Source organism: Bdellovibrio sp. ZFWA1 (genome assembly GCF_056175665.1).
Window position 1 is genome coordinate 171,988 of record NZ_JBJKJH010000001.1, and the last position, 21,002, is coordinate 192,989.

At 44.0% G+C, this 21,002-nt stretch carries 19 protein-coding genes and 1 riboswitch; of the genes, 11 read left to right on the plus strand and 8 right to left on the minus strand.

Features of this window, described 5'->3' with window-relative positions; genetic code table 11:
* The first annotated feature begins 21 nt into the window (after window positions 1-21).
* The 5 genes from AC04MN_RS00780 to AC04MN_RS00800 all read left to right on the plus strand — a co-directional run bounded on the left by AC04MN_RS00780 (window position 22) and on the right by AC04MN_RS00800 (window position 4,887).
* The gene (locus AC04MN_RS00780; protein ID WP_475381277.1) at window positions 22-1,041 is read left to right on the plus strand and encodes a response regulator; all 1,020 of its coding nucleotides are present in this window, start codon (window positions 22-24) and stop codon (window positions 1,039-1,041) included.
* A gap of 85 nt (window positions 1,042-1,126) precedes the next feature.
* Complete coding sequence (locus AC04MN_RS00785; RefSeq protein WP_475381278.1) at window positions 1,127-1,996, plus strand: DUF808 domain-containing protein; 870 nt, start codon at window positions 1,127-1,129, stop codon at window positions 1,994-1,996.
* Window positions 1,993-3,087 (plus strand): chromate transporter, encoded by a 1,095-nt coding sequence (locus AC04MN_RS00790; protein WP_475381279.1) that lies wholly within the window; start codon window positions 1,993-1,995, stop codon window positions 3,085-3,087. The genes AC04MN_RS00785 and AC04MN_RS00790 overlap by 4 nt, the downstream gene beginning before the upstream one ends.
* Window positions 3,088-3,189: 102 nt before the next feature.
* On the plus strand, window positions 3,190-4,131 hold the full coding sequence (locus AC04MN_RS00795; RefSeq protein ID WP_475381280.1) for a ribose-phosphate pyrophosphokinase: 942 nt from the start codon (window positions 3,190-3,192) through the stop codon (window positions 4,129-4,131).
* 105 nt (window positions 4,132-4,236) lie between these two features.
* Window positions 4,237-4,887: a 50S ribosomal protein L25 gene (locus AC04MN_RS00800; RefSeq protein ID WP_475381281.1), complete on the plus strand. Its 651-nt coding sequence runs from the start codon at window positions 4,237-4,239 to the stop codon at window positions 4,885-4,887.
* Between the two features lie 66 nt (window positions 4,888-4,953).
* Here AC04MN_RS00800 and AC04MN_RS00805 read toward each other — a convergent pair whose 3' ends face one another.
* The 4 genes from AC04MN_RS00805 to AC04MN_RS00820 all read right to left on the minus strand — a co-directional run bounded on the left by AC04MN_RS00805 (window position 4,954) and on the right by AC04MN_RS00820 (window position 10,977).
* The gene (locus AC04MN_RS00805; RefSeq protein ID WP_475381282.1) at window positions 4,954-5,712 is read right to left on the minus strand and encodes a substrate-binding periplasmic protein; all 759 of its coding nucleotides are present in this window, start codon (window positions 5,710-5,712) and stop codon (window positions 4,954-4,956) included.
* A gap of 2 nt (window positions 5,713-5,714) precedes the next feature.
* Window positions 5,715-6,827, minus strand: coding sequence for a hypothetical protein (locus AC04MN_RS00810; RefSeq protein WP_475381283.1), 1,113 nt, complete (start codon window positions 6,825-6,827; stop codon window positions 5,715-5,717).
* A gap of 97 nt (window positions 6,828-6,924) precedes the next feature.
* Window positions 6,925-9,081 carry a TonB-dependent siderophore receptor gene (locus AC04MN_RS00815; protein WP_475381284.1) on the minus strand — a complete coding sequence of 719 codons (2,157 nt, stop codon included), beginning with the start codon at window positions 9,079-9,081 and terminating at the stop codon, window positions 6,925-6,927.
* A 76-nt stretch (window positions 9,082-9,157) separates the two neighbouring features.
* Window positions 9,158-9,255, minus strand: a riboswitch (TPP riboswitch).
* Window positions 9,256-9,303: 48 nt separating this feature from the next.
* On the minus strand, window positions 9,304-10,977 hold the full coding sequence (locus AC04MN_RS00820) for an FAD-dependent oxidoreductase (RefSeq protein ID WP_475381285.1): 1,674 nt from the start codon (window positions 10,975-10,977) through the stop codon (window positions 9,304-9,306).
* A 181-nt stretch (window positions 10,978-11,158) separates the two neighbouring features.
* On the opposite strand from AC04MN_RS00820, the gene AC04MN_RS00825 reads away from it, so the two are divergent.
* From AC04MN_RS00825 to AC04MN_RS00835, 3 genes are all read left to right on the plus strand, one after another.
* Entirely contained in the window at window positions 11,159-12,298 is a 1,140-nt protein-coding gene (locus tag AC04MN_RS00825; RefSeq protein ID WP_475381286.1) for a C1 family peptidase, read from the plus strand.
* Window positions 12,299-12,319: 21 nt separating this feature from the next.
* Entirely contained in the window at window positions 12,320-12,883 is a 564-nt protein-coding gene (gene pth, locus AC04MN_RS00830; RefSeq protein ID WP_475381287.1) for an aminoacyl-tRNA hydrolase, read from the plus strand.
* Window positions 12,884-13,085: 202 nt separating this feature from the next.
* The gene (locus AC04MN_RS00835; protein WP_475381288.1) at window positions 13,086-13,841 is read left to right on the plus strand and encodes a hypothetical protein; all 756 of its coding nucleotides are present in this window, start codon (window positions 13,086-13,088) and stop codon (window positions 13,839-13,841) included.
* Between the two features lie 56 nt (window positions 13,842-13,897).
* On the opposite strand, the gene AC04MN_RS00840 is transcribed toward AC04MN_RS00835, so the two are convergent.
* Window positions 13,898-14,767 carry a PBECR2 nuclease fold domain-containing protein gene (locus AC04MN_RS00840; RefSeq protein WP_475381289.1) on the minus strand — a complete coding sequence of 290 codons (870 nt, stop codon included), beginning with the start codon at window positions 14,765-14,767 and terminating at the stop codon, window positions 13,898-13,900.
* Window positions 14,768-14,900: 133 nt separating this feature from the next.
* On the opposite strand from AC04MN_RS00840, the gene AC04MN_RS00845 reads away from it, so the two are divergent.
* On the plus strand, window positions 14,901-15,218 hold the full coding sequence (locus AC04MN_RS00845; RefSeq protein WP_475381290.1) for a hypothetical protein: 318 nt from the start codon (window positions 14,901-14,903) through the stop codon (window positions 15,216-15,218).
* 155 nt (window positions 15,219-15,373) lie between these two features.
* Here the strand turns inward: AC04MN_RS00845 and AC04MN_RS00850 are convergent, their stop codons facing one another.
* The gene (locus AC04MN_RS00850) at window positions 15,374-16,498 is read right to left on the minus strand and encodes a transposase (RefSeq protein WP_475381291.1); all 1,125 of its coding nucleotides are present in this window, start codon (window positions 16,496-16,498) and stop codon (window positions 15,374-15,376) included.
* A gap of 282 nt (window positions 16,499-16,780) precedes the next feature.
* Here AC04MN_RS00850 and AC04MN_RS00855 point away from each other — a divergent pair, with 282 nt between their 5' ends.
* Both AC04MN_RS00855 and AC04MN_RS00860 read left to right on the plus strand, forming a co-directional pair.
* Window positions 16,781-18,241 carry a HAMP domain-containing methyl-accepting chemotaxis protein gene (locus AC04MN_RS00855; RefSeq protein WP_475381292.1) on the plus strand — a complete coding sequence of 487 codons (1,461 nt, stop codon included), beginning with the start codon at window positions 16,781-16,783 and terminating at the stop codon, window positions 18,239-18,241.
* Window positions 18,242-18,348: 107 nt separating this feature from the next.
* Window positions 18,349-19,626: an Hsp20/alpha crystallin family protein gene (locus AC04MN_RS00860; RefSeq protein ID WP_475381293.1), complete on the plus strand. Its 1,278-nt coding sequence runs from the start codon at window positions 18,349-18,351 to the stop codon at window positions 19,624-19,626.
* On the opposite strand, the gene AC04MN_RS00865 is transcribed toward AC04MN_RS00860, so the two are convergent.
* Together AC04MN_RS00865 and AC04MN_RS00870 are read right to left on the minus strand one after the other, a co-directional pair.
* Window positions 19,623-19,871: a hypothetical protein gene (locus AC04MN_RS00865; protein ID WP_475381294.1), complete on the minus strand. Its 249-nt coding sequence runs from the start codon at window positions 19,869-19,871 to the stop codon at window positions 19,623-19,625. The two genes, AC04MN_RS00860 and AC04MN_RS00865, sit on opposite strands and share 4 nt — an antisense overlap.
* Before the next feature lie 112 nt (window positions 19,872-19,983).
* Window positions 19,984-20,586 (minus strand): matrixin family metalloprotease, encoded by a 603-nt coding sequence (locus tag AC04MN_RS00870; protein ID WP_475381295.1) that lies wholly within the window; start codon window positions 20,584-20,586, stop codon window positions 19,984-19,986.
* Between the last annotated feature and the right edge of the window lie 416 nt (window positions 20,587-21,002).

Here is a 21,002-nt window from a genome sequence, read left to right on the forward strand (position 1 = left end):
AAACTATTTTAAAATAAGTGTATGAAAAGCACTTTGTTAGCCTTTAATTCCATGCCTGCCCCAGAAATCCTTGCTGACGCTGCTTGGGATCTACTTCCATTTATATTGATGGAGCCAAACTCCAGAATTATCGCAAGCACTCCTCTGTTTTCAGCTATGTGCGGTTTTAGCGAGACAGAATTACAGGGCAAACTATTAACGGACTTACTCGCTGAATCCCACAAAGCAAAGAGCAATCCCTTTTTACATCATCACATTCAATTAAGAAAGAAAAGCGGGCAGACTTTCTGGGTAGAAGTAAAAACAAAAATTCTGAACCTGGGCAAAATAGATGAACGACTTTTAGTATTTTTTCACGAAAGCAACGAAAACATAAAGATAGAAAAACACACCCAAAAAATTCGAGACGAAGTTCTTCGTGAGCATCGCACGCAGCAGTTTTTAATGAAGCAGCTTTGCTATGACCTTCAAGATCAGCTTCGAATTTTATCTGATCAACTGATGACGATCAATCTACCGAAGGCCAGCGATCAGCAAAATGTAATCCGCATGACCTCGAACCTTCAACGAATGATAAGACCTCTTTTAAACCTCCATGGCGAGGTTCCTACGGATGGAGTGATTAATCAAAAAAGTAATCAAATAAAGATTCTTGTCGTCGACGATGTCGATGATAATATTGTTGCCCTAGGAGTCTACTTTAAAAATTTGGGGCTTCCGTTTCAAGCCGCCCGATCAGGAGAACAGGCCTTAGAATTTTTCAAACAATCTGAATTTGAACTGGTCCTTATTGATATCCACATGCCCGGCATGGGGGGCCTAGAGCTGGCGCAAAAGATTCGTGAACACGAAAGCCAAAATCTAGACAGAGCGAAGTCTCATTTGGCCGCCCTCACCGCTCAAGACACAGAAGAAGATCGAACCAAGTGCTTCGAAGCCGGCTTCGATATGCATTTCGTTAAACCAATGACAAAACGTCAATTGGTCGAATACTTAATTGGAATCCATTTTATCCCTCAAAATCACGAAGCCGCAGCATAAATATTTGCCTTTTCCCCGAACCTTCTCCATGTTGAAAGCATGTCACAAAATAATCTGTGACTGATTTTAATCAGAAGGAGCCCCCATGGCTGGCGGAAGTTTATTAGCTCTTATCGACGATATCGCGACGATCTTGGACGATGTTGCTGTGCTGACCAAGGTTGCCGCAAAAAAAACAACAGGCGTACTTGGTGACGATTTAGCATTGAATGCGGAACAAGTTACGGGAGTGAACGCCGATCGCGAGCTGCCTGTAGTGTGGGCCGTCGCCAAAGGATCTTTAGTTAATAAAGTGATACTAGTACCGACGGCATTTCTGATTAGCGTCTTCATTCCTCAATTAATTTTGCCTCTTTTACTGATTGGTGGGCTGTTCCTTTGTTACGAAGGCGCCGAAAAAGTAATTGAAAAAATTTTCCCACATTCTGCCAATACAGATGTTGATAAGCCCTCGGAGGCCGGGACGACCGTGAACGAGGCCGAAAAAATTAAAGGCGCGATTCGCACGGACTTTATTCTTTCCGCCGAAATTATTACCATCACCTTAGGAGCCGTGGCTGAAGCTACTTACTCGACTCAGATACTGGTGCTTTCCTCTATTGCCTTTTTGATGACAGTTGGGGTCTACGGCCTAGTAGCCCTTATTGTTAAGTTAGACGACATGGGGCTTTATTTAACCCAGTCTTCAAAAAGCTCGGCCAAAAAATTAGGCCTTCTTATTCTAAAAATGGCTCCAAAACTTATGAAGACCCTTGGTATTCTTGGCACTCTAGCCATGTTTTTAGTCGGTGGTGGGATCGTAGTTCACAGCATTCCTTGGCTGCATCATCTGAATGAATCCTTTGAAAGTGAAGTCGTAAAAATCCCCCTGGAAGGCACTGCGGGACTGATAGCTGGTCTGAGCTGCTGGGCCGTTATTAGTTTTATGAAAAAACGTAAAAAGGCAAACGCATGATCGCCTTGTTTCTGCGCTTTCTTCAGTTTGGTTTGACTGCCTTCGGTGGGCCCGCTGCACATATTGCCTATCTTGAACGAGAATATGTTCGTAGAAAAAAAGAATTTACCGAAGAAGAGTTTGCAAACTACATTGGTATAACGAATTTGATACCGGGCCCTAATTCAACGGAACTCGTTCAACTGATTGGCTTTAGGTACGGTGGAGTAACTGGCCTCTGGCTATCGGGAATTGCTTTTATATTACCTGCCTTTTTTATTGTTGTTGTATTGGCGTGGCTTTACGTACAGTACGGCAAATTTTCAGGGCTTGATCTGGCATTTAAGGGAATGACCCCGGTGGTAATCGCGTTGCTTTTATCGACTCTTTGGAGCTTGCGATCCATTTTTTGGCAAACCTATGAAAGACGTATTATTTTTGCTTCGTGCTTGATCATGGCCTACTTTGGGCTGCCTGAGTTAACGATACTTTTAGCGGCTGCAAGTTTAGCTTGGATCCAGTCACGGTGGTTCACCAGTCGATCTATGGAACTTGGTAGTTTATTTTGGATTTTTCTCAAAATAGGCGGCCTACTTTACGGCAGTGGCTATGTGCTTTTTGCCTATTTAGATCGCGAGTTCGTTCAAAATCGCGCCGTACTTAGCTCTCAACAGATTATGGACGCGGTTGTTATCGGACAGCTGACACCAGGACCTCTTTTTACTTCTGCCAGCTTCATTGGATTTCTTCAGCAAGGCCTTCCTGGGGCGATGACCGCAACGTTGGGAATTTTCTTACCAAGTTTTCTATTAACCACATTATTGGCCCTGTGGGGACGTCAGCAGATTTTAGGCTCGGAAAACCCCCAAGTCTTGTCTTTAGTTCGAGGCCTCAATATAGGCTCTCTGGCCCTATTAGCTGTGACGGTCGCCCACAGTTTCCGCCAAGTATTCATGGGCGATAACAATCTAAATATCAGTATTGGCTTTGATGTGATTTACCTGATCGTCTTTCTGGGCGCACTGGCCCTGTTTATGTTCTCGAAAGTCCCAACCTGGCTGGTTCTTACCATGGGTGCCCTTTTGGGCTGGAGCTTGAAGTTCTTACTCTAAAAGGTGGAAACACCTTGTTAATGGTGGCCTGATTCCATCAGGCTTGCTACCTTCCCTTAGGCATCAAAAAATAGCTTAAACTCTCAGGAGACTTAACGAGTTATGGGCATCAAAATATTTGCAGGAAACAGCAATCCCGCGCTGGCTAAAAAGGTTGCAGCCGCCGCAGGTTTGGAAATAGGCCACTGCTCTATCACTACCTTTGCTGATGGAGAAATTCAGATCGAGATTCACGAAAGCGTTCGCGGACAAAATGTCTTTGTTATTCAAAGCGCCTGTCCGCCTGTGAATCAAAACTATATGGAACTTTTTGTGATGTTGGACGCTTTGAAAAGAGCCTCTCCGGCAAGCATTACGGCCGTCATTCCGTATTATGGCTATGCCCGCCAGGACCGCAAAGTGGCTCCTCGCGCTCCGATTTCTGCAAAATTGATGGCAGACCTCCTGACAACTGCTGGTGCAAATCGAGCGGTTTGCGTGGATTTACATGCAACTCAAATCCAAGGTTTTTTTAATTGCCCGGTGGACCATCTTTTTGCCATCCCGACCCTTGCCCGGTCTTGGCGAGAATCTTTCGGAACTGGATCCGACTTTGTCACGGTGAGTCCAGATGCTGGCGGGGTAGAAAGAGCTCGAGCCTTTGCAAAACGCATTGAAAGCTCGATGGCCATCATTGATAAGCGCCGTTCCGGTCCCAACGAGGCCAAAGCCCTTCATTTAATTGGGGACGTTAAGGACAAGACGGCCATAATCGTGGACGATATGATCGATACGGCTGGAACCCTTACACAAGCTGTTGACAGCCTCTATAAAAATGGGGCAAAAAGGGTCTTCGCCGTTGCGACGCACCCAGTTCTTTCTGGTCCGGCTATCAACCGCCTGAAGGAAAGCCGAATTGAAAAGCTTTGGGTCACTGACACTATTCCTCTTTCCGAACAAGCAGCAGCTTCCGGGAAAATTGAAGTGGTCTCAGTCGCTCCTCTTTTAGGGGAAGCTATTAAGCGTATCCACGGCAACGACTCTGTCTCGAGTCTGTTTGACTAGGGCAGTTTAAATTTAGACTTTATGGGGAAAAACCCCGCAGCTGTTTTTGGGGATGGGCCCCACTAAGAGCACTTAATCCTCTATCGGACTAGAAGGATAAAAAACATGAAACAAAGAATCGAACTTACAGTAGAGCCACGCGACACAGGTAAAGGCAACAGCCGTGAACTTCGCACTAACAAAAAAGTACCAGCAGTTATCTATGGTGCTATCAAGCCAGTAAACGTTTTCATCGATGAAAACACTGTTAAGAAGTACAACACTCGCGCTTACGAGAACGCTCTTTTCAATCTTAAATCTTCAAACAAAGATGCTAACGGACAAGTGGCTTTGATCAAGTCTGTTGATATCCACCCCCTTTCTCGCCGTCCTCAACACGTGGACCTTTTCGCTTTGGATCTTAAGAAGCCAGTACGCGTTTCTGTAGAAGTGCGTCTTGAAGGTCGCCCAGTAGGTCTTGCTGAAGGCGGTCTATTGAACGTTGTTATGCGTTCAGTAGAAGTTGAAGTTCTTCCAACCGATATCCCTGAGTTCTTCACAGTTGATATTTCTGGTTTGAACGTTGGTGAATCTATCCACGCTTCTGACTTGAAACTAACTGGTTCAATCAAATTGATCACTGACGAAGGCGCAACTATCGCCGGTGTCGTTGTTCAAGAAGACGAAGCTCCAGCAGCAGCTCCAGTTGCAGCGGCAGCAGCTCCAGCAGCAGCAGCGGCTAAAGCTCCAGCAGCAAAAGCTCCAGCTAAAAAGTAATCTCTTTTTCAAACAAAGAGTCGCCAATTTAGCTAAAAAAATCCCCATCCTAAGATGGGGATTTTTTTATCTGTACCTGTCAAAAATAGCCTCGAGTTCACCTGATTTTTTCATTTCGTCGATCGCTCGATTTAATCGCTCCAACTTCACTGGCCCATTTTTACGAACCCAACAACGAATTTCATTTTCAACCAAAACGAACCCCTTTGTATTAATCTTTACGTGACGATTTTCACGTAAGTAGAACGCCAACTGCATATGAGGGACAATTCCATAGTCGATGCGTTTATTTGCAAGCTTCGTTAAAATAGATAGTTCGTTAGGGCTTTCATCTTTTTTTATCCGTCCAGCATCAACTGCCGCATCAAACTCTCCGGGGTATTTGTAGCTAAATACAACCCCTACGGTCTTACCATAGACTTCTTGAATTCGAGTGACAGGCTGGGACCTCGAGATCAATAAATCACGGACCACAAATAAAGGCTTCGACCAAAAGACTTCTCCAATTTCAGGTCCTGCCCACTTCGGATTGGTGTAGCAATTCATGTCGATCTTTCCGTGCTCGGCGTACTCTTTGATTCGGTATTTGGGTAGCACTTTGATTTCAGCAACCATTCCCATCCGATGAGCCAAGGCTTCAACATAGTCTTTGTTTAAGCCCCGAGCCGTCTTTTCCTTATCGGCAACGTCCAACAAAAAAGGGGCCGACATCGCAGAACCCACAACCGTCACAAAAGCCTCTGGAGTCTCGACAGTCTTCGCTAAACCCAAACGAGATATTAGCTGTAGCACCAAAAAAACAAAAAACTTACAGCGCATCTTCATACCTACAATCCTTGAAATAAATCAGTAGTTAGCTTAAAGCCTGCGATAACATCAATTAAATGTCGACGAGCTCCACTTTCAGGTTCCATCTCTCGAAGCTGAAATGCAAGGTGGTATCTAAGATTCGGCAACTGTGATGACAAACATTCATAAGCCACCCCATATCCTATGTATCTATTCTTAACGTCACTGCTGCTTACCCCAGCAATTAACTCTTCAGAAAAATTTTGCCGTAGAATTAACGAACTAGTGCTCCAAACCCGACGTATGGAATGTGTTAAGGTTCGAAGATGATCATTCAGGATCTCTGCGCTTGGTTTACTTTGATAATCATTTGAAAGTAAATCCATTTGATAAATCCATTCGGGTGAATTCCACTGAATCCCGATTGCAGAATAGGCAGCCTTCTCTGTCCCCGCTCCGGGCTGCGATAGGTGATACGACACCAAAGTATTCCAGCCTTGAGGCTTTACTGACTTTACAACCAAAGCGCTCATCATCCGAGTCTGAGCAAAAAAGCCTCCGTCGGTCTTATCTCCAGGCGATTGTGAATCGGCATTGCGCCCGACAGCCGTGTTGGAGTTCGCGCTATGAACAGCAACAGTCCAAGAATCCATTCCACTCCAAATGGCTTTGGCCCCAGTATAATAAACATCCGTATCTGCGCCAGTAAGCCTGGTTCCCGCATTTAAATAAGAAGTCCCCGAGTTCCCCTCGGAAACGTAATAGATGTCATGCCCTGGAATTGCCCCTTCGAAACCTCCGATATCAGAAAATATTTTTCCGGCTTGTAAAGTCCAATCCGAATTTGCCTTCACCGAAAGGTAAGCTAAATCTAAGTTCGAATTCGTCGAATCCCGCTTGTTAACCGTGGTTTGATTTTTTCCAGAAATGCGCCAACGAACTCTTAAAGTGACGGCTGGACTTAAATTATCAACATAATCCAGACGCGCCATTTGTAGATAATATTTTAAGTTATCGCGTCCAACATCAGAGGCTGAACTAGAATAGTCCGAGGATTTGTAATCGACACGCACATCCGCAGATAACTTCCGAGACCAAGCCGGAGCGGCTCCTCCTAAAATAAATATTCCGACCAAAAGAAAACGTGGCACCAAATGACCCCCTGCTGTAAAGCCTAAAAGGCCATACAGACAGTAGCAATTGAAAAATAGGTCAGATCAATTACGCTTTGGTTAGGAAAGTGTTTCTTTAAAACGAATCCAAATAGCGAATCATCAATTGTCGCCCTGACAATGGGTACAAGTAGACGTGACCGTACTGATAAGGGGATTCTCTCCAGGCTTTTTTATCAAAAATATTTTCAATCTGAGCTTGAATACTTTTCTGGGAATTCTTCTTTAAATGATATTTTAAAATGACATCGACACGCTCCCAGCCCGGAATTCGCACTGAATTATCAGGTAGTACAAATCGAGATGAGTCCTTCATAAACAAAAGATTTAAATCCAGATCAGCCACTACAAGATTTTTACGTCGATACTCCGCTCTAAAGACTTGCTCGGGAACATTAACGGCTTTTTTACCATTCACGCCTGAGTCCACTCGTGCTTGATGACGACTAGAGCTAACGTAAAGACCAGACAACACCAACTGCGCCCCTGAAAATTCGAACTCTTTATCAAGCTCTAGTCCTTGACTGATTAGTTTACCATCAATGACGTAAGAAGGACTCTGATCAGTCACCATCGGCCGATCTAAATAAAACCACGTCAGCTCTAATGGCAGTCTTTCAAGAGTTTTCATACCAAGTTCGTACTGATGACTTCGAGCCGCCGGAAGCACTTGCCCTCGATTGTCGTATCCAGACTTGTTAGGAGTCACATAGCTTTCGACTCCTTGGGTATATGCCAAGCTCCAATCAAGTCCGACGACCTGCTTCTGGAAGGCCACCCAAGGTAACAAATAGTTCTGTCGATACGAAATAAATCGAGTGCCATCCAGTCTTTGACTTTTTCTTTGCAACTCCACTCCTTTTAGACCAAGCCAAAAAGAATAGTCTCTGCTGGATTGATGATAGGCTGAGTACACTTCGGAACTTGCAAAGTCTCGATTGGTGGTATTGTCACTTGCGGTTGGATTCGCGGGTAGTGAAAAACGACCAGTGCTATTTCCCGTTCCTACCAAATTATTTGCCTGGTATTGATAGCGCTCGACCAAACGAGATGCTAAAACACCTATAGTCCACCGAGCCGTAGTCCCCGATTGCTGTCCCTGAGGTTTAATTTCTTTACTCCACTGAGCTCGGGCCGAGTCGACAAAAAGCTTTTCGTTCTCACTTCGATAGTCGTACACATCAAATGTGCCATCATTGCAATATCGATCATACTTAGACTCTGCACTGCAACCATAGGGATATGTTAACCGATCATCGGTACGGGCGTCCTGCCTTCCCAGACTGAACTGCCACTGAGAATCCGAGCTCAGTAGTTGAGTCCAGCGAAGACTTCCAATTAAGCTTCGGAATAAGACGGGCTGACTCCAGCTTTGATTGTTGATATTTACCTGGGGATCTCCAGGGCTAGGCAAACGATCCCCCCACATACTAAATCCGGGTTGAGTGGGTTGAGATTTATAAGAAGCTTCGAGTTCGGCTTCTAACGCAGCATCTTCGCCCAACTTCGATAATGTCGAAAAACCTAAAAGATGTTTTTCGCCCCGCGAATTAAGATATCCTGAATTCAACTGATGAGTCGACAAAATGAAACGTGCAAAATGTTTCTCGCTTTCCGCAAACGGCCGATTGATATCAAGAACAAGTCCCTGGCCTGACCGTTCAACATCAAAGGTATTCAATAACAATTGGACTTGGTTAGACCGTCCCGGGAAGGCTCTTTTGGTTTCTAGATTTATAATTCCTGATGGTGAGCCGGCCCCGCTCAGGGCCGCATTCGCGCCACGAAGGATTTGTACCTGCTCTTTATTTTCAATTGGTAAATGAGTGTCTGCGACGATCGGCAGTCCATTTCTAAAATAATTAGTTCTGCTGTCTAACAAAACACCTCGGATCGAAAAATTTTCTGTATATCCCCCGGCATTATAAGCGTCATTCAGGGCCGCATCGATCTTCTTTAGGTCGGCCAATTCTGATACGCCCTTTTGAACCAATAAGGAATCACTATAATTCCGAGACTGCTTGGGCCCCAACAAAGAGCGACTTATGAAGGAGTTTGAGTCATCTTGGGGATCTTCATTTTGCGCACCTTGCCCCCGAATTTCCAATGGCTGTAACTTTGTATACGCCTCCTCGTACCGAGCCCAAACAAACTGCGAACCTAACAAGATACTTACAGTAAAAGCCACAAAAGCATAAGTACGACGAACAAAAATAGCTTTAGAATATTTCATTTCCACTTCCCTAATTTCAAGTCCAAGTTATCGACTATTTATTGGGAAGCAGTCATTGCGACGATCTAGAAAAGACCAGCCAATGAAAACAGCTTCCCTGCGCGAGGATTACCTCTTTCAGGTTCAAAGGGTTTTTCTCAGCCTGCCAAATGACAAGCACCCCTAGTGTTTCTCTGATGCGGATGTGATATCGTATAGGATCAGAATCCGGTCAAGGATTATTTAAATATTTACGTTCTCAACACTTTTTAATTTTTCCACAGCATCCTCGACCGCTGCATAAGCGCATTCAAAAGCAGGATTTGCCCAGTTGTCTTGATTTGCAAAAAAGATTTTATCTTGAATTGGCGAACTGACGACCTTAGAAGCGCCACTTGCAATAAATCCCACGCTGGCTACAGGTAAAGAATGGCCCCAACGAGTCATACGAATTCCTTTTCTTCTTTTTTTATCAAGCCCTATTTGAGTTTCAAACTCGGCCATCCCTTGCTCAATAATTGCTAAATGTTTTTGGTGTGCCATCGGAGAAAATAAAAACTGCCGAGCCCCATCAAATGGCAACGGCCGATAGGCTGTGACCACCGAAATATTCCCAGAATCTTCTTGCGCCCATTGCCCCATCACAATATCAGTGAAATTTCGTTGAGGCGGCCGCATAGCACGAGGCTCTTCTGGGCACTCTCCTTCATAACAGTAAAGATCAAAGCCCGGCGAAGAGATCTTTTGATCATAAATGGCATTGCCAACAATATATCCTCGGTACTGCATTTCTTCGATGGCCTTATACTGCTCTTGAGGCATATCGACACAAACCCTTTGCGCAACAAACTTTTGACAGGCCATAATGACCTTATCGGCTTTCACTGCCTTCAAGATATTATTAGCATCTTGATAGTAGATAATTGCGCCATCCTCTACGCATTGAACACGAATTACCAAACATTCAGTTCGCAAATTTTTTCGACCAATATTCTTTTTTAATATTTCATATAGTCTTTGCGTGATCGCAGCATTTCCCCCAGGAAAAGCGAGCACTCCATCGATCTCTGACAAAACAAAATTTAACATTTGAGCCGCGGAAACCTCAGAAATCGATGCCGTAAACGAAGACCACGCGTACAACTGGAAGTATTCTTTAATATGGGGATGAACTGTCTTTCCCAAAACCTGCTCTAACCATTGTTCAAAACTTATAGAGTCTAGCGCATGAAGCTGCTCTTCCGAAAGAGCACTTTCAGAACTCCACGGAATATCAGGATACGCTTCTTCGTAGTTTTGCTTCAAGATCACATCTAGTCTTTTAAACTGATCCTGAGCTAAAGGATCTGTGACCCCAGAAAAAAAATCAGTCTGTAGGCGCTTTTTCATGAAAAAAGTGACTTCCTCGCTGGATTCATGCCTAGCCAATTTAAGTAGACCAGTCTGCTCAAGAAAGGTTTCTATTGAAGAACCCTGGTCCGGAACCGTGATATAGGCGGCTCCGATGGAGTACTCGACCCCTGCAAGCTCTTCGCCCTTGCTATTGCCACCCATTTTTTTATCAAGCTCTAGAACCAATGGACGACGATCCTGAAGGTTATATGCCGCTAACAATCCTGATAAACCGCCACCAACAATCACTATCGAATGCTTTTCGCTTGGAGTTGGCCACCCGCCAGCTCTGGCGGCGACTCCATCGGGGTTCCATAACCCTTCGTGAGGCTTATCCGTATTATCACCATTGAAATCGAAGCTTTGATACTCGGTGGCCGCTAGCTTCTGAATAGGATCTGCGGCGTCAATTCCGACGGTGGTCACAGCCTGCGCATTTTTAGATTTTAAAAAAGCAGCACCTAACAAGGCCATCGAGCCCTTTAAGTAGTCTCGTCGCTTTAGCTTTAAGTCATCGATTTTCATGAATTCCCCCTACCCGAAGTGATTGCGAACTTTGAGTGAAGAATTAAAAATTTTTAGATTCATTGGCAAAGACTATAAACTGCAGAACCCAATTGAAATGCCTCCGAAAACCAATTGAAAGCTGGATGATAACAGGCACACCCCTTGCTTTGTACTAAGGGATACGAGAGGGAATTTTAAGATGAAATATTTTAAAATCTTTAGCTTCAGTGTATTGGTTATGGCTACGACATTGTTTCATAATGAGACATTTGCGGCCCCGAAATGCTCATCGGCCTTTTTTGAAGAAGTGCCGTTTGGGGCTCTCCGTCCAGAATTTAATCACACGTCAAAGTACTCGGTCGAAATACCTCAAACCCGTATGACCAACCAGTGCAATTTAGGAACGTGCCACCTGTATTCATGGAGCAATCACTTCGAAGCCAACTATTTCCGTAGGACAGGCAAGGAAATTCACATCTCGAGTGATTACCTATCCTACATGCATTTTTTTGCCGTCTCGGTAGAGGCTCTTGGACGAACAACCCAAGATACTGGACTTGGACTTGGAGCAAGCCCCATTCAATCGATAAAAATGATTCGCCGCTACGGTTTGCGTCCTGAATCTGCATTTCAAATCAGTGCAGACTTTAAACTTGGAGTTCCAAGTGCGAGAGCGCAGGCGATGATTCGCAATTTCGTAGCCCGTGTTCAGTTAGAACTACAAAAAATTTCAGATCCAGCAAAAAAAGAAAGAATGCGCCAAAAAAGAATCGTCGAACTGGGAACCTACTTTGACGAAATGTTCGGCAAAAACGATAAAGAATTTGTTTTTGAAGATAAAACCTATACATCACAAACTTTTGCCGAGGCTTATTTTCCAGAGCTAAAACAAAAAATCACACAATACGAAGTCGATCATCGCGCAAAAGACAAATTCAAGTTAAGCGTAGAAAATACGACTTACGATGTTTACTCTGTGGATCGTAAAACCATGGATGATCTGATCATGAATCAAATTGATCAGGGCAAAAACGTCTTTCTTTCCTATGAACATAAACATGAGCTAGCAGATAAGGCCACAGGGATCATGTCTATCAAAGCCTTCAATATTCCGTTTAAACTTCTTCCATTGCCTCAAAATCGCCGCAATGACTTTAAGATGGCGGACGGTGGGCACGCAGTACAAATTGTCGGCTACGAAAAGGACCCATTTAGTGGAGAGCTGATTAAAATAAAGATTAAAAACAGCTGGGGCGATAAAGTTGGCGAACTTGGCTATTTCCATATGTATGCGGATTACTTGCATACCTTTGTAAAAAGCATTATTACAGTACCATAGTAGAAAAAATAAAGGCATTTTATGTGGCTCATCGTCGGACTTGGCAACCCTGGATCTCAATACTCTTTAACTCGCCATAATATCGGATTTATGGCGGTAGACTTTCTTTTACGAAGTGTCGGTGAGCCTCCGGTTCAAAACCAATTTAAAGCCGAAATATCAAAGTTTAAAATAGGCGAACATCAAGTTATTACCGTAAAGCCCCAAACTTATATGAATCTATCTGGTGAAAGCGTACAACCTCTGGCTGGTTACTATAAAGTGCCTCCAGAACGAATCATCGTGATTCAAGATGATATTGATCAAGCCTTTGCAAAAATGAAAATTCACCAAAATCGCGGACATGGCGGACACAACGGCATTAAAAGCATCACACAACTTCTAGGCAGCAATCACTACCTACGCCTGAAGTTAGGGGTTGGGCGCCCAGACAACCCACAGTACCCTGTGGCCGATTATGTTTTAGGTAAGTTTTCGAATGACGAACTTAAACAGATGCCCGACTTTTTAAATAAAGGACTCGACGCAATCGAGGCGATTCTCAATGAGGGACACGTTAAGGCGGCCAACCGCTTCAACCAATAAAGTTAAAATATAATGTCAGAAAATTAACAGGGTCTTCCCGAATGCGGCGCTTTTGGGATCCTTTCTTAAGCTGAAACACCACTGTTTCAGAAGAAAACACCTTTAAATTATTTAAGTATTTGAAATTCAAGAACTAAATCAACTGCCTCGGAATGAAATATGGCATCGCGCTTGCTCTATAGTCAAAGCAACAGGGGGCACGATGAACACTTTAACTTCTAAAAAACAAACCAAACTACTTCTCCAACTTCCAATCCTTGCAGGATTTCTTTTAATGACTGCATGTGCGGGAAAAACAAATACAGAAGATATGGCCAGTCGTGCTCAAGTAACCGAAGTTGTAAATACGAACACTACAAAAGCGTGGGCTTATTGCAACAAAAAATCAGGAAGTACTTTCTCAGCACAGGTCAAAGCTTGGACCGAGAACAACCAAGTGACTCGATTTGATTTTGTAAAAGCAAAATTAACTTTGCCTGAGTCATTCAAAACTAGCGGAAACTACATTCAGATGTTTCGCTGGAAAGCCAACAGCAATGGTCAAACTTACCTAGATTCAACACCCCTTCAGTTTCGCGCTATCACAAACAATGGCTTTTCAGCAACTGACTATATGAATGCGATGAGCTGGAGCAAATTGGCAACAGCGGCCTCTTCATTAAAACTTTCAACAGTGGCCGATGTTTTAAATCAACTTCAATTCGTAGTAGATATTCGTGACCCTTATGCAGAGTTTGACGTCATCAAAGTCGTTATTTATGACTCTGCCAACCAACCGGTAGATCAAGCAGATCTTTTAATCCCGGTATTCGCTGCGGACCCTGCAACTTATGCCAAAGAATCCGATGGCAGCAACAGAGCCAATATTCTTCGCAATCTGCACCCAATGAAGTCAATGCTTGGACAAAACTGGTCGGCGGCTCACTACCAAACTTTAGCAAACGGATACTGCTTCTAAAAGTTCAAATCTGGAATAAAAAAAGCGAGGTGCCCCCACCTCGCTTTTATATTTTATTAATGCGAAGACTCTTGTGAAACTTCTTCAGCCTGCAAATTTTCTCCCTGTCGATAACGATCTACCAAACTCTTATCCCGGGTTGGGAAAGAGTATAGCAAGGCGTGAACTGCAGCACTCTCGTCCTCTTGGGTGACAACAAGATACCATAAATCGCTTCCCTCGTAGTCATTAAACTCACGAACAAAAGTCACAAGAATATTTCCACTGATATCAGTCTTTTTCCAAATTTCATCAGGTTCTTCGATAGTCTGCTCACGCAATTCGATGAAATTTTTAAACTCGGTTTCTTGAATATCTTTTTCGCTGCGAATTTTCATCATACTCAAATACAATCCCACGGCGACCGGATCCCCCTCGGCAATTGCATCGCCGTCTAAAGATCCATTCAAGGCCGCTTCGACTTGCTTATCGTAGACGCGCTCTCCACGCTGATACTTCGCAGCTAGTTGAGGATCCTTAGTCGGAAAATGAATAAATACGAAAGTGGGAATTTCTTCTTCCTGATTTAAAACCGCGGTAGCAACATATCTAAATACTTCACCACCATCTTCAACTTTCCGGATGAAATGATAGATGGGGAACTCTTTCAATGTTGTCGTATCTTGATAGACCTCGTCGGGCTCATCCAAAGTGACTTCCAAATAATGTTCTAATTCAATCTGCTCGTCGTCCGTAAAGTCTGCCTCACTGCGCAAAGCCACATACTCGGACTCGAGCTGCAAAATAAAGGGGTTAAAGTATCCAAACAGTGCCTTCTCGGACTCAAAGATCAGCCCACCCTTTTCGTCTATAACAATCAGCTCTTTTTCATCGGCGGATTTCTTTTTTATTCCTCGGGACTTCGAACTACTTACTTTTTTTGCCATTTTTTATCCAATCAGTATGTCATTCCTATTATGAATCATGACAAGCAGCTTCATCCAACCTTTTTTTGTCTTGCAAGAATTTAAACTATTGATCAGCATCAAATTAACAATTGAACCTCGCAAGGAGGCAGGTTTGGCCAATCTTGAAGAGAAAAGTCTAGAGCGCATGGAAGCCCTTTTAGCTCATTCGACGATGGGAGTGCATGTCTTATTCGACAACAACGCCATCGCAAGTGCCTTAAAAGAAGGCAGTGATGATGCTGATTTTCAAAATGTCGACAAGATGAAGCAGGTCCAAGATGTGATGACCGAGCTCATTGCCAAAAAAACCTACTTTGAAAAGCTTAGTTTCCTTAACGGACTTGATAAGGACACCTACAATATGGTCATTCGCGCCTATTTCCATATTGTCGAAAACACCGTGCGCGCTGCCAAATCCAGTCTTCACTGATTTTTTTGTAATAATAAAATAGACATTCATTCATCGTGCGCGTCTATTTTGCTTCATTCCAAGACGTTCCAGCTTTAAATCAACCCGACCATGGACATTATACGTATTGACCGATAAATAAGTGTTACCGAAGGACTTGTCTGTGGGTTTGTGTGTCATGCTGGTATTCCTTCTGGATCTTCTTCGGTTTTTTGAAGAAGTTTGTTGATGATCTTTAGTTTAGTTTCTATGCTTTTTTTGAGTTCGAACGGATTTAAAGTTTGTTCAAGCTTTCTTAGCTTCTCTTTGCAGTCTGGGGAGACGTTTGGTGAAGCTAGGATTCTTTCTAAAGGTGTCTGTGGTTCCGAGTATTTCTTCTTGTACTTTGCCCCCACTCGAGTTTTGTATTCCAACTTCATCTGCGGATAAAAAAGATTTTGTAGTAACGACCATTCGTTGCGGTAAATGTCGTTCATCACTTCGATCAGATCTTTTTTGTCTAAACGATCCCAACCAAAAAGCTCCCTGACATGGGTGAAGTTCTTTTGCTCAACGTAACACTGATCATTCTTGCGGTAGGGACGACCTCGCTTAAGAGCGACCTTCTCTTCGCGGTCTTGCAGGTAACGGAGGAACTGATGGTTTAAAAACTCATTCCCATTGTCCGTACAGATCGTGTGTAGCTTAAACGGTAAACTTCTTTCAATGTCCACCATGCAAGTCGTAACCCCGAACGAAGACTTGCCCCACATAGCACGGCACTCCGTCCAACTGCTCAGTACATCCGTCACGGTTAGCGTAATCGCATAAGCTCCACTTAAGCTTCCACCACAGTGGTGAACCGTGTCGGCCTCGACATGGCCCACGGATCTTACGTTGTAGTCCAGGGGCTTTAACGGGATCATTGTTTTGATGTACTTGCCGGCTTTCGTGCCGCTATTCCAGTGGCGGCGGTATTGTGCTTTGTAGGGCCGCAGATAAACATCTATGGTTGTTTTACTCATCTGCAGCAATAAGTGCTTGGTCACTTCTGGAGCCTCGTAATGAACGATCCAACGGGGCAGGGCTTTCTTCATTCTGCGCGAACAGAGCAGCCCCATCTCCAGCCACAACTTCTTTAAATGCTGGATCACGAAATCGTCGTAAATACGACGGCGACCTCGAGACTCTTTGGGCTTTTTATTTTTTACATAATTCAAGGCCCTCACGGCACTTTTTCTGTGAACTTTTAAATTTTTCTCCAGCTCATCCAAAATGAGACGCTTCTCCTTGCGACACGCATTCTGGTAACGTTCGCTCATAACTCGGACATAGTCCCACTTACTAGACCCTTGCACCAAATCACCTCCCTGTGATTCTAAGGACTTAAGGCTAGCCTGTTCGGTAACACTATTTAACGGGCAATGAGCTTGGGGACGAAAATCTGGATCTCGTTTTGAGGCAGCTTCGGTAACATTTATTTCCGGGCAATTCGTATAAATTACATCAAAGCAAACCTGCTCAAGAGATGATAGGAAGTCTCCGATCTGTGTAGGGCGATTTGTTTATAACATTTGTCGCAACTTTTTATAAAAGGATAAGGTATGTCGATGCGTTGGTCTGAAGGTTGGGGTAAGGGAATTAAGTTCAAGCTATTAATTGCCGCATTTATTCCACTGTTTGCTATTTCCGCAGTTTCTTACTTTGCACTAAAAGGTCTGAATAATATCGGAATGCAGCTTCATGAAGCATATGATGTTACAATCCCAACTTTTGATTCTCTAGGCAAGATCCTCGCTAGCCGAAATGGGATGAATTACTATATCTGGCAAGCCATGGCCCTGCACGACAAGCCAGAAGTCCGGACAAAAGTTATCGAAAAAGCCGAAAAGCAACTAACAGAGCTAAAAGACGCGATTAAATTCTACGAATCCACATCATTTACCGATGAAGAATTGCTAACCTGGCAAAAGTTTTCAAAAAATAAAGAGCTTTTTTACAAGCTATCAGATGAAGTAATTAAAAACCTCAAAGACGATAAAGATGACCTCGTCAAAGAACAGGTAGATGGTGGTGAATGGCATATCATTGTTACGGACCTAAGAAAATCTGTTGAAAGTAATCTTCTCCTTTATGAAGATATAACCTCAAAACAAAATATCCATCAAAAACAACTCCGGTCACAGACAACGACCATTATCTCATTCCTGATAGGATTTTCGTTCCTTCTCACCTTTGGCGGCATCTTAACCATTGCCCATAAGGTCAGCTCAACCGTAGGGTCTGTTGTGCGCACACTTTCTGAATCCAGTTCACAACTAAATGATGCCCTTTCGCAAATGTCGGCCGCAGGCCAGACTCTGTCTCAATCCTCGACCTCTTCTGCGGCATCTCTTGAGGAAACTGTAGCCTCTTTAGAAGAACTGACTTCCATGGTGAATCTAAACTCGGACAATGCCCGTTCTGCTGCAGGGCTTTCTAGTACATCCCGAGAAGTGGCCGCCCAGGGGGAATTAGAAATTAAAAAACTTCTAGAAGCCATGAATGGTATTTCTTCTTCGTCAAAACGTATTGAAGAAATCACAAACGTCATCGACGATATTGCCTTCCAAACCAATTTACTGGCCCTTAACGCTTCGGTGGAAGCGGCTCGCGCCGGTGAACACGGTAAAGGATTTGCGGTTGTTGCTGATGCTGTTAGAACTCTGGCGCAACGAGCGGGAACAGCGGCTAAAGATATCTCGTCACTTATCCGTGAATCCGCAGAGCAAGTACAACAAGGAAGTAAAATTGCCGCTGAATCCAGTGATGTTTTAACTAAAATTGTCGATGCCGTTAAAAAAGTTTCTGACATCAACGAAGAGATCGCAGCCGCCAGCACCGAACAAGCTTCCGGTATTAAGCAGATCAGTGTTGCCATGAACAATCTAGACCAGACAACTCAAAACAACGCAGCCTCGTCCGAAGAGATCGCTGCGACCTCTACGGAGATCTCGACTCAGGCGGCAGCTATGAAAGATGCGGCCAATGAACTCGAGACCATTGTCTTGGGAAAAGCCGCTTAAAATCCCCGCAAGATCTACTACTTCGATCCTCAAACAAGGAATCAGCCCATGGGCCAGATTCCTTGTTTTTTTTCACCGCCGACGTCTCGTCCTGATACAATAAAAGCATGGCGGGTATTTCTAATAACAAAAAACAGGAATATAAAAACGAGTTGTCAGATCTTTATGCCGACTATCAGCAGAAAAGAAAAGAGCTAGTTCGTAAAAAAGAAAGCGAACTTGAAGACCTTGAGTATTCCTACGATCAACAAAAAGAGCGCATCCAAGATCAAGGCGATGCGGCGATCAGCCACCTGCAAAAAAATCTGCGCGAAGACAACGAGGCCGCCGTTGCAGAAAAAAATAGAATGAACCAAAAGCAATCGGAAAATCTTCAAGTGATGGAAGAGCGCTATCGAAAAGCTGCCAATGACATTCGCAACCGTCGCCAAGAGCAATTAGATAAACTTCGTGAAGACGGCAAAGGACAAATCGAAACGTATACGAACACCACCGGTAAAAAAATTGAAAAACTTCGCACACAAAGCCAGGAAGAGCTTCAGCGCGCTAAAGACCGCTACCGAGCCGATTTGGAAAAATACAATTCTTATACTCAACAACGAGTTGGAGAAGTTCGTGAGGACAACGAAAAAACTTTGAATCGCGAGTTAGAAAAAGGCCGCGCATCACAGTCGCGTTTGCGCGAGAACTTCAAGAAAGACTACGAAAAAACCCGAGAGTACGGAGACCGTCAGATTGCCCACGAAAAAGAACAGAATGAAAAATCCTTAGAGCGTCTGAATTCGGATCAAAAGAAGCAGTACCAAAAAAATCAAGAAAACTGGAACAAACGCGACGAAGAATTAAATAAAACATATTCAAATCGCCTGGCCCACAACAAAGAAGCCTGGGAAAAAAATCTAGATGACCAGCGCTCTAAACACGAGTCCACCTACCAAAAAAGAGAGACCCAAAACCAGGAATCGCTAAGCATTCAAAATGAACGCATGCTGAAAGAGCTTGCGAATCTACGCCGTGAATTTATCAAAGAGTCAGACCAGTACTCTAACCGCCAAGAGGACCCCTTCTATAAGCTTGAGGATCGAGGGTCTTTTATGAGAGAAAATTCAGACTTCTATGTCCTAAGAGCCTATATTCCCGAGCATGAAAAAGATATTGTGAAAGTTGTTGTTCAAAAAGATAAGGTCACTGTTTCAGGCCAACGTTCTTTTAAAGACGACTTTGAAGGTGACGATAAAAGACTCAGCACGAACTCTTATCAGTCCTTCCGCGAAGAGTTTAAATTTAAACAGCCGATAATTTCCGAGGGCATGACCCGCGAACGCCAGGGCGACTGGGTCACTTATAGAATTCCAAAGCTTAAATCTTACGATCGCGAAGCTTAGAACTTCATTTGATAACGAATTTCTCGCATCATGAAAGCCAAGCGAGCCTGCATGTCCTCGACAAGCGCTAGGTTCGCATGAAGCTGGCTAAGAGCATCCATTTGAACAACAGGAACATCTGCCATCTCATGGTAAGTTGCCTGGGACCACTCTGTTTTAAACTCTGAAGAGAACTCGGTGGACTTCGAAGCTTCAACAGATTCAGTCGTTTCGATCGCTTGATTTTTTGAATCCGTAGTTCTCATATTGACTCCTTTGTCATCTACCGAGTACGCAAGAATTAAGGCTAGCGAATCCGGTCTTCATTTCTCAACTTAAAAAACCTTAAATGGATAATTTTCACTGCTGTGTATAAATCTAGTACTCACACTGCAAAGAACTTTGATCCGTTTGGGCTAAATAAACACGATCCGTATTATTAGCTAAATAGGTCGCCATCACCGAGCCATCGCTGTCTTTGTGCTTTAAGCCCAAGACATGGCCCATTTCATGGATTAAAAGAGCTTCAAAATTGACGCCGCCGCCTCCACCGTTCCAGTAGAAACGAAATTGCGAAGCATTAACTCTAATGTCAGCCTCTTTAATTTGATCCCCAATCCAATAAATGCTGGTTCGAGCCTGCTCCGAGGCTTTGTTCGACTCCCAAGAAGTCATATAATAGATGATATTTCCGGAATCTTTCTGAGGAGCCACAGGGCCTCGAGCCACACCCGCACGAATCGAGATAACTTGGCGACCCGCCACAGCATTCCAACGATTGGCCGCCGCCTGAATTGCAGGAATAAATTCAGAGGGCACGGACTCGTGAACTTGCATCACCACAGGCAAATCACCCTTCCACGAGATACGCTCCCCGTAGACGTTTTGCACGAAGCCACAGTCTTCCTGAGATTTCTTCGCGCAAGCCGACAATCCGAATACGGCACTCACCATAATTAGGCTCACAAGCAGTTTCAACATCTAGCAGTCTCCTGCCTATCGATAATACAAACCCGAAGCCAAACGGAAATAACGCTTAAGGTGTTGATAACTATACATATTATTCGTTTTGGTAAAATCCGAGCTTACCCCAAAACTTGCCCAATGGGCTGATCACATGTTCGAATCTTTGACAGTACAGAAGGCTGCGGCGTCTGAAAATGGAGCCAAGTTGACTCCATTTGCCCTTGGCAAGGCCTTTGCTTTATAGGTTGGTGAGTGTCTCAAAAAGAGACCACACAACACACCGGCCCCAATGAAAGCGATCGCTTTCTTCTTTTCGGAGCCACCCAAAACTTCCTCACATTCCCACCTCGGCCCGGCTAAAAAAAAGCCAAGGGCTCCCTTCGCGCGAAAAAATATGTTAAACCCCGATCCATCTATAACTCACGACTATT